Genomic DNA, 11,954 nt, shown 5'->3' on the forward strand with positions numbered 1-11,954 from the left:
CCGACGCAGCCCTGTCGGTTCACGTTCCCGACACCGACTCGACGGTTGTTCTCCGATTGAGATCTTCTTAATCTGAGAACAACATACACGGCCGGATCCGAACCGGCGAGGGGGTTATCCCTCGAAGAGTCCCCTCCCTCTGGTAGGCATGGGCGATCCACTCGCCGCCCGCGTGCGGGCCACCGGCGGCGGCCCCGAACACCCGAGCAGATGCGGAGCAGGTGGCATGTCCGATATGACCGATCCCGACATGAACGCCGTCGTGGGTGAGCAGGACCTACTGCTCGTCACGCTCGACGCGCTGCGGTACGACGTGGCCGTCGAGCTCGCGGCGGCCGGCCGGCTGCCCAACCTCGCGCGGGTCCTGCCCGAGGGCGGCTGGCAGCGCCGGCAGACCCCCGCGCGGCTCGCCTTCGCCGCGCACACCGCGTTCCTCGCGGGCTACCTGCCCACCCCGGACGGACCCGGGCCACACCCGCGCCTGTTCGCCTCCCGCCTCGGCGACACCGAGACGACCGGCCCGCACACCTGGCTGTTCGACACCCCGGACCTGCCCAGCGCGCTGACCAAGGCCGGTTACCACACCGCGTGCATCGGTGGGGTCGGCTGCTTCGACAAGCAGGGCGCGCTCGACTCGGTGCTGCCCGCGATGTTCGCCGAGAGCCACTGGGACCCCGAACTCGGCGTCACCTCACCGATCTCCTTCGAGGCCCAGGTCGCCCGGGCCGAGCTGGTGGTCGGCGGCCTGGACCCCGATCGCCGGTTGTTCCTGCTCGTCGACGTCGCCGCCGTGCACCACCCGAACTGGTTCCACACCCCCGGCGCCACCGCCGCCGACGGCGACACCCGCGACACCCACGCGGCGGCGCTGGAATACGTGGACCGGCACATCGGCCGGCTGTTTCGCGCGATGAGCTGCCGCCGGCCGTGCTTCGCGATCGTCACCAGCGACCACGGCACGGCCTACGACGAGGTCGCGCAAGCCGCCGGCGAGGTGGTCTGGACGGTGCCCTACGCGCACTTCACGATGAGCCCCGGCGAATGGTGAGCACCGTCCCGGGGGCCGGGCGCGAGCCCGGGCGCGGAACCGCTCCCGGGCCGGGCCGGCGACCCGAACGGATCAAGTTGGCAGACCGAACGCAGATCCGGTAAGTTTTCGCCGCGCAGGCCCCAATAGCTCAGTCGGTAGAGCGTCTCCATGGTAAGGAGAAGGTCTACGGTTCGATTCCGTATTGGGGCTCCAGGCAGACGAGAGGCCCCCGGTTCGCCGGGGGCCTCTCGTACTTTCGCCGGGGCTTCCCGTCTTTCGGCCGCCCACCCCTCGGGACGCGGCCGAAGCGATCTTTCGCCGGACTTTCGCCCCGCGCGCGGCTCAGCCGAATCGCGCCGTCAACCGCGCGTCCAGGCCCGCGAGATGTTCCCGGCCGTACGGGCCGTCCTCCAGGCCCGTCAGCAGCTCGCGCGGCAGGTCCTGGGCGTATTCCGCCGAGCAACTCGCCGCCGCCAGCGCGATGGTGGCCACCGTGTCCACGTCGCCGGTGTACGCGACGCACGCGCGCAGGAGCGCGGCCGTGCCGGTGTGCGCGGCGAGCGCGGTGACCGCCGCGCGGGTGCTGTCCATCCCGGCCGAGCCGACCTTGCCGCGCCACGGCTCCGTCCACACCGTCGGGCCGGTGGACGCGGGCAGGTTCGCCGCCAGCCATGCCGGCAGCTCGGCGACCGGGCCGAGCCCGTACCGGCAGTAGTGCACCGCCAGCGCCGCCGCCGTGGCCGAGGTCATCCCGCCGAGCGTGCGGTGGGTGATCCGGGCCTGGAGCGCCGCCGTGCGCCGCACCTCGTCCCGGTCCGGGATCAGCCCGATCACGCCCGCCCGCATCGCCGCGCCGCTCTTGTCGCTCTCCGGCCGCAGCACCTCCAGAAGCCGGGTGCCGTCCGCGACTTCCTCGAGTACGCCCCGGAACCCCCGCGCGTATCCGGCGCGCGGATCCCGCTTGTACGCCCGCACGAACAGCTCCGCCAGGGCCGGGATTCCGCGATCGTCGCCGAGCAACCACTCGGCGACCGCGATACTCATCTGCGTGTCGTCCGTATATCGACCCGGCAGCACGTCACGATGACGGGGATGCTGCACATAACCGGCGAGTGTGTTGCCTCGCGTGACGAACGAGCGCTCCGCGTACTCGAACCCGGCGCCGTACGCGTCGCCCACCGCCAACTCGACCATCATCGGGACCACATCCTCTCTCCGGACGGGTCGCCGAACGCCGGTCGCGGCGGCGCCCCGACTCGCCGACGCGAGCCGGTAGAGCGTACCGTTACCCGGGGGCGACAACCTGATGGTCCGTCAGTCATCGCGTCGGGCGCCCTGCGTGCGCCGGAGCACGAGGGCGTACGCCACAATTCGGTACGGACCCGCGCGCACCACCTGTCCCTCTCCGGAGTGATGCTCCTCGCGCCGTGTCCAACTGCAAGACGTTTCCGCGCCGCGGCGGATACCGTCAACGATGATCACGCGATCGTCGGGACGTGCCGGACGTACCATCCGGCTCGTCCGAACGGGTGATAACGGGTGATGTGGCTCGTTCACACGGCCGCTGGGGATTGTGGCCGGCTCGTCCGAGAGGCGACCGCACCGACATTGCGCGGTGGCGGATCGCCCCCGAGGAGGAAAGGTGGGGCGGTGGATCGACCATCGTGGGCGCCGGGCATGTGGCTCCAGGCGTGCCGGGGAGCCGGCCGGCGCGCCCGGACCACCGTGGGGAGCAGAGCGTGAGCGGCGGAACGGACGACGCGCGCTTCGACGAGGCCGAGGGGTCGCTGAGCCGCTTCGCCCGGGACTGGGCCCGCACCATCGAGGGCACCAGCTTCGTCCCGTTGAGCGGAGCCGAGATCGAGGAGTACCTGCGCGGGCAGGCCGAGCGTCTCGCCCACGCGCTGCGTTCCGAGCCGTTCGACCCCGCGATCGCGCGCGAGGTCGGCGCGTCGCTGGTCGGGCAACACTTCACCGGCAGCGGGACGCTGGAGCGCACGCTGGGCCTGGTCGGCCCCTGGTGGCCCGTGTTGCGCGCCAAGGCCGCCGCCCAGGGCCACGATCCCGACGTCTGGCTGGAGCGCGTCTCCGCGCTCACCGGGGCGCTCGCGGCGGGCTACGCGGAGGCGCTGCGGCGGCGCACGCTGGACGAGCAGGAGGCCATCCACGCCGCCGTCCTGGTCGCGCGGGACAACGCCGAACACGCGCTGCACACGAGCGAGGCGCGCTTTCGGGCGGTTTTCGACCAGGCCGCGATCGGCATCGGGATCGGCGATGTCGACGGCAACGTGATCGACGTCAACCAGGCGATGACGACCATGTTCGCGGCCAGCGTCGAGGAGATGTGCAAGCGGCAGGTCCGCGACTTCATGCACGCCGGCGACACCGACCACATGTGGAAGCTCTACGACGAGTTGGTCACCGGCGAGCGTGATCACTTCGCGCTGGAGAAGCAGTTCGAGAACGCCGACGGCGAGACGTTGTGGACACACCTGTCGCTCTCCCTGGTCCGCGACTCCAAGGGCAACCCCGAGTACCAGGTCTGCATGCTGGAGGACGTCACCGACCGCCACCGCCTGCACACCCGACTGCGCCACCAGGCGATGCACGACCAACTCACCGGGCTGCCCAACCGCGCGCTGTTCGTCGAACGACTGACCGCGGCCTTCGAACACCCGGGCCCGGGCGATCGGGTCGGCCTGTGCTACCTGGACCTGGACGGGTTCAAGGTGGTCAACGACAGTCTCGGGCACGACGTGGGCGACCAGTTGCTGGTCGCGGTCGCCCGGCGGCTGAGCCGGTACGCGGGCCAGGCCGGGCATCTGATGGCGCGGATGGGCGGCGACGAGTTCGTCATCCTGGTCGAGCACTCCACCGGGACCGGCCAGGTGGTGGCGCTCGCCGACGGCGTATTCGCCGCGCTGCGCGAGCCGTTCCGGATCCGCGGCCACGATCTGACCGTCACCGCGAGCATCGGCATCGTCGAGCGGCCGGTGGCCGGCACCAGCCCGGCGGACACGCTGCGGGCGGCCGACATAACGCTGTACTGGGCCAAGTCCGACGGCCGCGGCCGGTGGACGGTGTTCGACACCGACCGCAACGACCGCGAGGTGGCCCGCTACACGCTGTCCGCGGAGATGCCCGCCGCGCTGCATCATGGCGAGTTCTACGTCGACTACCAGCCCTTGGTGTCCCTCGCCGACGGCGGCGTGCTGGGCGTCGAGGCGCTGGTGCGCTGGCGCCATCCGCGCAACGGCCTGGTCGGACCGGACCGCTTCATCGGCCTGGCCGAGGAGACCGGCCTGATCGTGCCGCTGGGCATGCACGTGCTGGAACAGGCCTGCCGCGAGGCGCGCCGCTGGCAGGACCTGGAGCCGGACAGCGCACCGTTCATCAGCGTCAACCTGGCCGAACGCCAGTGCCGCGAACCGGGCCTGGTCCGGCAGGTGGAGCGGGTACTGGCCGAGACCGGCCTGGATCCGGGCCGGCTGCAATTCGAGCTGACCGAGAGTCAGATCATGTCCACCGACGGTGGTCCGTTGGAACGGCTGCGCGAACTGGCCGCGATGGGCATCCGGATCGCGATCGACGACTTCGGCACCGGCTACTCGAACCTGGCCTATCTGCGCCGACTGCCGGTGTGCGAACTCAAGATCGCGGGCTCGTTCGTCGAGGGCCTGCGCCAGCCCGGCGACTCGGACCCGGTGGACGGGCGGATCGTGGCCTCGCTGGTCGAGCTGGCGCACGCGATCGGGCTCACCGTGACGGCCGAGGGCATCGAGACGGCGGTCCAGGCGGAGCGGCTGCGGGCGATCGGGTGCGACGCGGGGCAGGGATGGTACTTCTCCCGCCCGGGCCCGCCGGACCGTATCGAGGGCATGCTGGCGGGGGTCAAGGAGCCCGGTTGAGGGGTGCGGCGGCCGAATGCCGGCCGTCATACCCGTAATACCTCCGAGCCAGTCGCGAGGGCGGCTCCGCGGCGGGATGCGCGGCGGCGGAGGCGGTGCGTAGCTTCGGTGCCGGGCCGGGTCGGGCGTCGACCCGCCCGGACGGCGGAGGTACGGCGTGCCTAGGGTTGATCCTGTGCGGGAGGGCAGCGGGGGCCGATTCGGCGCGGCACTGGGCACACTGACCCGTACGCTCCGTGACGACCTGTGGACGGCGCGGCCCGATCCGCTGCCGCCCGGTTGGCGCGACTGGCAGCCGGCGATGGTGCTGCTGGTCGCCTTCGCGGTGTTCCCGACCGGGATCCTCGGCATCAACCAGGCCATCTGGCAGTACGGCCTGGGTCAGGGGCCCGGCGTGGTGCTGGGCGCGATTCCGCCGCTGGCGGTGGTGTACGCGGTGCGACGGCCGCTGCCGGCCTGGTGGGCGGTGACGGTGGCGATGGTCCTGGTCGCGGTGCTCGCGAAGCCGCACGGGCCGCAGATGTATCCGTGGACCGGCAGCGGCCTCGCGCTGCACGCCGCGGCGTTGTTCATCCTGGCGCTGCGGATGCGGCCGCGGATCGCGGCCGAGGCGCTGGGGATCAGCGTCCTGGTGGGCGCGGTGTGCACGGTGGCCGCGGCGCCGGTGCACAACCCCGATCTGTATCAGGCCACGCTGATCTTCTGCGTCACGGTGCTGGTCGGCGCCGCGCTGCGCGCGCGGGGGGTGGCCCGGAACCAGTTGCTGGCGCAGACCGAACTCACCGCCGAGGAACGGTCCAGGCGCACCCTCCTCGAGGAACGCACCCGGATCGCCCGCGAGTTGCACGACGTGGTCGCCCACCACATGTCGGTGATCTCGATCCAGGCGCAGGTCGCGCCGCACCTGGTGGACAACCCGTCCGACGCGCTGCGCGAGAACCTGATCGGCATCCGGGCGAACGCGGTGGACGCGCTCGCCGAACTGCGCCGGGTGCTGGGAGTGTTGCGCTCCGAGGACGACCTGTCGACCGCGATGCGGCACGTCCCGCAGCCGACCCTGGACCGACTGGACGAGTTGGTCGACAACGTACGTGGTGCCGGCGTCGAGGTCGACACCCGGATCACCGGGGAGCGTCGGGCGTTGTCGCCGGGGGTCGAGTTGTCCGCGTTCCGGATCGTGCAGGAGGCGCTCAGCAATGTGCTGCGGCACGCGCCCGGGGCGGCGATCCGGGTGGAGGTGGGGTATCAGGCCACGGGGTTGGCACTGCGGGTGGCCAATACGGCGCCGCCGACGACGGAGGGCGTCGCCGGGACCGCCGGGGCGGGGACAGCGGGTGGCGGGCACGGGTTGCCGGGCATGCGGGAGCGGGTGGCCATGCTGGGGGGCGAGTTCGCCGACGGGCCGATTCCCGACGGCGGTTACGAGGTGGTGGCGCGGCTGCCGCTGGGGAGTGGTTCGTGAGGGGGAACGGTTCGTGACCGTGCGGGTGTTGATCGCGGACGACCAGGTGATGGTCCGGCAGGGGTTCACCGTGCTGCTGAACGCCGAGCCCGACATCGAGGTGGTCGGCCAGGCGGTGGACGGCCTCGACGCGCTCGCGATGGTCGCCGAACTGGCCCCCGACGTGGTGCTGATGGACATCCGGATGCCGCGCCTGGGCGGCATCGAGGCGACCCGCCGCATCACCGGCCCCGCCGACGCCGCGGCCAAGGTCCTCGTACTGACCACCTTCGACTTGGACGAGTACGTGTACGAGGCGCTGCGCGCCGGCGCGTCCGGCTTCCTGCTCAAGGACGCCTCGGCCGAGGAACTGGCGCACGCGGTACGGGTGGTGGCCGCGGGCGACGCGCTGTTGGCGCCCAACCTCACCAAACGCCTGATCGGCGAGTACGCCCGCCTGGCCGGCGCCCCGAAGCTTCCCGTCAAGGGCCGGCTCGGCGACCTGACCGAACGCGAAACCGAAGTCCTGTCCCTGATCGCCCAGGGCCTGTCCAACGCCGAGATCGCCGCCGGCCTGGTGGTGGCGGAACAGACGGTGAAGACCCACGTGGGCCGGATCCTCGTCAAGCTGTCCCTGCGCGATCGCACCCAGGCGGCGGTGTACGCCTACGAATCCGGCCTGATCCGCCCGACGGGATACTGAGCCCATACGCGACGCGGCGCGGGCTTGGCCGGTCACGACGCAAGCTCGGTCGAGCGCAGCACGGGCCCGGTCGGGGGGCGGCGCGGCGCGAACGCAGTCGGGCGCGGTCACCGGTGGGCACGGGCACCGGCGGACGCAGGCACCGGCGGGCGCGGGAACGGGCGGGCGCGGGTGCGGTGGGACTCGGGTGGGGTGGGCGTGTCGGTTGGGGGCGTTAGCGTCTCGGGGCGAACCGCGAGTCTTGGGAGACACGATGGCCCCGCCGCCCCGCCGACTGCCCGGCATCGCGCTGCCCCGCAGGCCGCCCGCCGCACAGCCGGCGCCCCGCCCCGCGCCGCCCGCCAATCCGGCCGCCGCGGCCTGGTCCGCGCTCCGGGCCCGCGAGGCGCGTACGGCCCGCGAGACGCAGGCTCCGCACGACGCAACGGCGGTCCGCACGGGCGTCTCCGCCCCCACCGCCCCACCCCCGAGGCGCACTCCCGCGCCCTCCGGGCCCCGCCGCGGGCCGGCCCGAGTGCTCCGGGACGCGGACCGGGTGGTGTTGCAGGAGGCCGCCGACCACTGGGGCGAGGTGGTCTCCGCCACCGGTGGGGCGGATCGGGAGGCGGCCGAGCGGGCGATCCGGGCGGTGTATCGGGCCGCCGGGATGGCGGAGCCCGAGCGGGTGGTCTGGTACGACTCGCCACTCACGGCGGCGGTCGCGGCGGCGGTGGCCTCCGGTACGTGCCGGCCGGCGGATCTGGCCGCCACGCGGTTGTCGGTGAAGGTGCCCGGCCGGCCCGGTCGGCCCGTCCAGGAGCGGTTGTGGAGCGGGCCGTGGCAGGCCGCCAAGGCCGGGGCAAGCGCGGCGCTCGGTGCGGCCGGTTGGCAACTCGCCTGGAACGAGGGCGCGTCACGGCTGTGGGAACCCACCCGCGAGCTGACCGAGCGGATCCGCGAGGCCGTACACGCCGGCGTCGGCGCGACGGACCCCTCGGTACGCACCCCCACCAGGCGCGCCGCCTCCGTCCCGGGCCGATGGGATGTCGCCGACAAGGTCCGCGCGACCACGTACAGCGCCCTCGGCGGCCAGTTCGACGGGGCCTGGCTTGCGGTGTTCGACGGACTGCGCAGGTGTTTCCCCGAGTTCGACTTCCCCGTCGTGGCCGAACTGGGCGAGGTGGCCCGCCACGTCGGCTGGTGGTGGCCCTACGAGCAGGTCGCCCTCGTCAGCGAACGGCCCATCGTCATGCACCGTGACGACCACTCCCGGCTGCACCACGGCGACGGCCCCGCGCTCACCTACGCCGACGGCTTCGCGCTGCACGCGTGGCGCGGGATGCCCGTGCCGGCCGACTTCGTCGGTGGCCTGGGTCCCGGCGGCAGCAGGCTGACCGCACGGGCCATCCGGCACGAACACAACGCCGAACTGCGCCGGGTGATGCTGGAGATCTACGGCTACGACCGCTACCTGCGCGAGGTGGGCGCGCAGCCGCTCGACCGGGACGAGACCGGCGTGTTGTGGGAGATCGACCTCGACGACGACGAGCCGATCGTGATGGTCGAGGTGCGCAACTCCACGCCCGAGCCCGACGGCAGCGTCCGCACCTACTGGTTGCGGGTGCCACCCGACACCGAGACCGCCCGCGCGGGCGTGGCCTGGACGTTCGGCCTGGGCCCGGACGACTACCGCCCGCTGCGCGAGACCTGACGGCCGATCGGCCTCAGTGCGGGATCGCCTGCCTGGGCCGGGTCGACGGCAATTCGTCGCGGAACTCCGCTATGCGCGACGAGACCTCCCAGATGTTGCGGGTGCTCTCCAACCGGTCGAGATAGAGCGAACGTTCGGCCAGACCGACGAGGTCGACAGTGAAGTAGACGCTCATCAGCGGGTTGATGAACAGCTCGCTGTTCCCGGTGCGTTCGGTGAAGTGCGCGTCGCCGAACCGGCCGGTCAGCGCGGCGCCCACCGACCCCTGCACGATGCTCGGGCGGCGCGGGGTGACCCGATTCGCGTAGGCCACCGCGTCCAGGAACAGCGTGCCCTCCCGCGACTCGCGCGGGATGGACAGCGCGCCGAGATAGTGGCCCGACCGGCTGAGCGCGGCCAGGTTCTCCAACACCTGCGCGTGGCAGATCCCGTGGTAGGCGTCGATCCCGAACCCGAGCGAGGCCACCAACCGGACCGGTACGTCCACCCCGACCACCGCGGCCAGGCTGGTCATGTCCTCCTCCGGCGTGCCGAGGGACGCCTCGTCGCCGCGCATCAGGATGTCGGTCCCGCCGTCGACCAACACGATCGCGTCGATGTCCAAGTCGTGGACCAGGCGCCGGTACAGCGCCCGCAGCGGCTTCGCCCCGGTCTTGGCGAAGGCGTACACCGTGTCCGGGAAACCGTTGCGCGACAACCACATCGCCAGCGCCCGCTCCGGGAAGTAGTCGTCGTTCCCGGGGGTATCCGACCGCACCGCCGCCAGGCCCGGCGTCACCCGTACCGAGGACGGCAGGTGATCCACCGTCACGAACGACAGATTGGCGAAGTGCACCCGCTTGCCCAGATCCGTCAACGCGATGCCGAGCGGCAGCCCGGCAAACACGTCGAAGCCACCGCCCGCCCCGGCGATCAACACCGAGCGGGCATCGCGGAGGCGGGCGAAGAGCGGAGGTTCGGCAAGTGTGAACACGGCCGGACCGTACCAAGGTGATCACCACGAAAGTCAACACATTTGAGCCATACCGCAAGGGTCCCGGGGCGCCCCCGACAGGACGCGGACGCGGGTGTGCTCGGCGCCGAGGCTCGGCGCTGCCGCGGCGGCCGCTATCGCGTCGGTGGTACCGGGACGGCGGAGGAGCGAAAGCCGCACTCGCCGCACTGGAACAGGTCCGGACCCTCCGCGTGCCAGTCGTGCGGCGTGGCGTCCCAGTGTTCGAAGGAGTTCTTCCAGTCCTTCCGGGGCGGCCTGCTCTTTCGCGGAGGGTCGTTTTCCTGCGCCATGATCGCGCCTCCCTTCGAAGGTTCCGGTCCGTGTCGATACCTACCCACACGGAGCGTATTCGACCTCGGTCAGGGAGTGAGGGCGGCCATCCGCAATTCCACGACCAGCGTGTCGATCGCCGCCCGGTCCGGGCGGTCGGGGAGCACCGAGGCCACGGCGTCGAGGCCGGCCTTCTCGTGTTCGAAGCGCGCGGCGAACGCGGGCGGGTCCTCGACGGCCAGCCGGCCCGCGGCGAACAGGTCCTCGCGCTGCGCGCTCACATCCAGGATCAACTCGCCTGTGGCGAGCAGGCGTTGGGCTTGGATCAGCAGGCGCAGACAGTGTCGGCCGTGTTTGGCGGTGCGTCGGGCGGTGTCCGCGGAGAAGCCGTCCTTGCCCGCCTCGTGTCGCCCGAGCAGGCGTTTGGCCTGCTGGAGCGCATAGCCGCCGTAGGCCGACCGGACGTACTCCGTGGACAGGAACTTCCCCCGCAGGGCCCGGAGTCGACGACCGGCCTCGGTCTCGACCCGATACTCCGGGAGCCACAACAGCTCGGTCACCGTCGGGTTGCACTTGAGTGCGAGCGAGCAGTACTTGCCCAGTTCGTGCATCGTCACGTCGGGCTTCGTGGTCACCCGCGAGCGGCCGGCCGCCGCCGCGCCGTCCAGGCCCAGCACCTCCCGCGAATCCGCGAGGAAGACGCCGAGCAGGTCCTCGTCGGAGGTCTCGGTGGCCAACCCGTAGGCGGTCGACCCGACCACCCCCATCAACAACGTACGCATCCCGCCGACCTCGCTTCCCCGTGACCGTCCCCCGAGCCCGCAGTATCCGACACCGCGCACCCGATGCGAATCCCGTTTTCCGGCCCGGCGACTCACCGGCATCGGCCGTCACGCTGCGAAGAAGTTTCGGGGAGCCTCGCCAATGATCTTGCCTGATACCCCCCAGGGGTATAACTTCAACTTCGTGGCCGGCACCACCGGCCGCCGACGAAGAGCCCGAACACCTCGAACAGCACGCACATCGCTCAGGGAGACCGTCATGACCGTCCACGCCCACCACGCAGCCGCCCCCGCCACCCCCGAGGGTCTTCAGGTCTCCCGCGACGGCTACACCCTGGTCCCGGTCGCCGCGCCCGCCGGCACCTTCGCGTTCCGGATCGACGGCCCCGACGGCTCCCCGGTGCGCGAGTACGTCCCGCAACACGACAAGGACCTGCACCTGATCGTGGTGCGCCGCGATCTGAGCGGCTTCCGGCACGTACACCCGGTCCTCGGCGAGGACGGCGTCTGGACCCAGGAGTTGACCCTCGACGAGGCCGGCACGTACCGGGTCTTCACCGACTTCGCCCCGGCCGCGACCGGCACCCCGCTCACCCTCGGCGTCGACATCCACGTCGCGGGCGACTTCCGGCCCGTGCCGCTGCCCGCCCCGGCCGCGACCGCCGAGGTCGACGGCTACACGGTCACCCTCGCCGGCGAACCCGCGGCCGGACAGGGCGCGCACATCACCCTCTCGGTGGCCCGGGGCGGCGTGCCCGTCACCGACCTGGAGCCCTACCTGGCCGCGTTCGGCCACCTGGTCGTGCTGCGCGACGGCGACCTCGCCTACCTGCACGTGCACCCCGGCGGCGCGCCCGGCGACGGGGTCACCCCGGCCGGTCCGGAGATCGCGTTCCACACCGAACTGCCCAGCGTCGGCACGTACCGGTTCTTCCTCGACTTCCAACACGGCGGCGTGGTCCGCACCGCCGAGTTCACCGTCGAGGCGGGCAAGCCCGCACCGCACGCCCACGCGCCGGAGCAGGCCGACCCGCACGCGGGGCACCACGGGCACCACGGCTGATCCCACCCGCCGACGCGGCCCCCATCCGGGGTCGCGTCGGCGTCGTTGTGCGCCGACCGCCCCGGGTACGGCG

General features: G+C 72.1%; 10 protein-coding genes and 1 tRNA gene. 7 read left to right on the forward strand and 4 right to left on the reverse strand.

All coding sequences use genetic code 11. The features are described 5' to 3' along the window. Positions 1-250: 250 nt before the first annotated feature. Together ACWGR4_RS09845 and ACWGR4_RS09850 are read left to right on the forward strand one after the other, a co-directional pair. Positions 251-1,048, forward strand: coding sequence for an STM4013/SEN3800 family hydrolase (locus tag ACWGR4_RS09845; protein WP_379998698.1), 798 nt, complete (start codon positions 251-253; stop codon positions 1,046-1,048). A gap of 119 nt (positions 1,049-1,167) precedes the next feature. After that, positions 1,168-1,243: transfer RNA gene (locus tag ACWGR4_RS09850), tRNA-Thr, on the forward strand. 129 nt (positions 1,244-1,372) lie between these two features. On the opposite strand, the gene ACWGR4_RS09855 is transcribed toward ACWGR4_RS09850, so the two are convergent. Continuing rightward, positions 1,373-2,227, reverse strand: coding sequence for an ADP-ribosylglycohydrolase family protein (locus tag ACWGR4_RS09855; protein WP_452130721.1), 855 nt, complete (start codon positions 2,225-2,227; stop codon positions 1,373-1,375). Positions 2,228-2,769: 542 nt separating this feature from the next. Between ACWGR4_RS09855 and ACWGR4_RS09860 the strand changes: the two genes are divergently transcribed. The 4 genes from ACWGR4_RS09860 to ACWGR4_RS09875 all read left to right on the forward strand — a co-directional run bounded on the left by ACWGR4_RS09860 (position 2,770) and on the right by ACWGR4_RS09875 (position 8,772). Further along, entirely contained in the window at positions 2,770-4,938 is a 2,169-nt protein-coding gene (locus ACWGR4_RS09860) for a putative bifunctional diguanylate cyclase/phosphodiesterase (protein WP_379998519.1), read from the forward strand. A 175-nt stretch (positions 4,939-5,113) separates the two neighbouring features. Further along, positions 5,114-6,400: a sensor histidine kinase gene (locus ACWGR4_RS09865; RefSeq protein ID WP_452130720.1), complete on the forward strand. Its 1,287-nt coding sequence runs from the start codon at positions 5,114-5,116 to the stop codon at positions 6,398-6,400. 13 nt (positions 6,401-6,413) lie between these two features. Then, positions 6,414-7,082, forward strand: a complete 669-nt coding sequence (locus ACWGR4_RS09870; RefSeq protein ID WP_452130719.1) for a response regulator — start codon at positions 6,414-6,416, stop codon at positions 7,080-7,082. A gap of 253 nt (positions 7,083-7,335) precedes the next feature. Beyond that, positions 7,336-8,772: a DUF6745 domain-containing protein gene (locus ACWGR4_RS09875; protein WP_452130718.1), complete on the forward strand. Its 1,437-nt coding sequence runs from the start codon at positions 7,336-7,338 to the stop codon at positions 8,770-8,772. 13 nt (positions 8,773-8,785) lie between these two features. On the opposite strand, the gene ACWGR4_RS09880 is transcribed toward ACWGR4_RS09875, so the two are convergent. From ACWGR4_RS09880 to ACWGR4_RS09890, 3 genes are all read right to left on the reverse strand, one after another. Continuing rightward, entirely contained in the window at positions 8,786-9,745 is a 960-nt protein-coding gene (locus ACWGR4_RS09880; protein WP_452130717.1) for a DUF1152 domain-containing protein, read from the reverse strand. A gap of 134 nt (positions 9,746-9,879) precedes the next feature. After that, positions 9,880-10,056: a hypothetical protein gene (locus ACWGR4_RS09885; RefSeq protein ID WP_379998529.1), complete on the reverse strand. Its 177-nt coding sequence runs from the start codon at positions 10,054-10,056 to the stop codon at positions 9,880-9,882. A gap of 69 nt (positions 10,057-10,125) precedes the next feature. Continuing rightward, a complete protein-coding gene (locus ACWGR4_RS09890; protein WP_452130716.1) occupies positions 10,126-10,818 on the reverse strand; it encodes a nucleotidyltransferase domain-containing protein in 693 nt (230 codons plus the stop codon). 259 nt (positions 10,819-11,077) lie between these two features. Between ACWGR4_RS09890 and ACWGR4_RS09895 the strand changes: the two genes are divergently transcribed. Beyond that, a complete protein-coding gene (locus ACWGR4_RS09895) occupies positions 11,078-11,881 on the forward strand; it encodes a hypothetical protein (protein ID WP_379998533.1) in 804 nt (267 codons plus the stop codon). Positions 11,882-11,954: the final 73 nt, after the last annotated feature.

It is taken from the genome of Embleya sp. NPDC055664 (genome assembly GCF_053618075.1).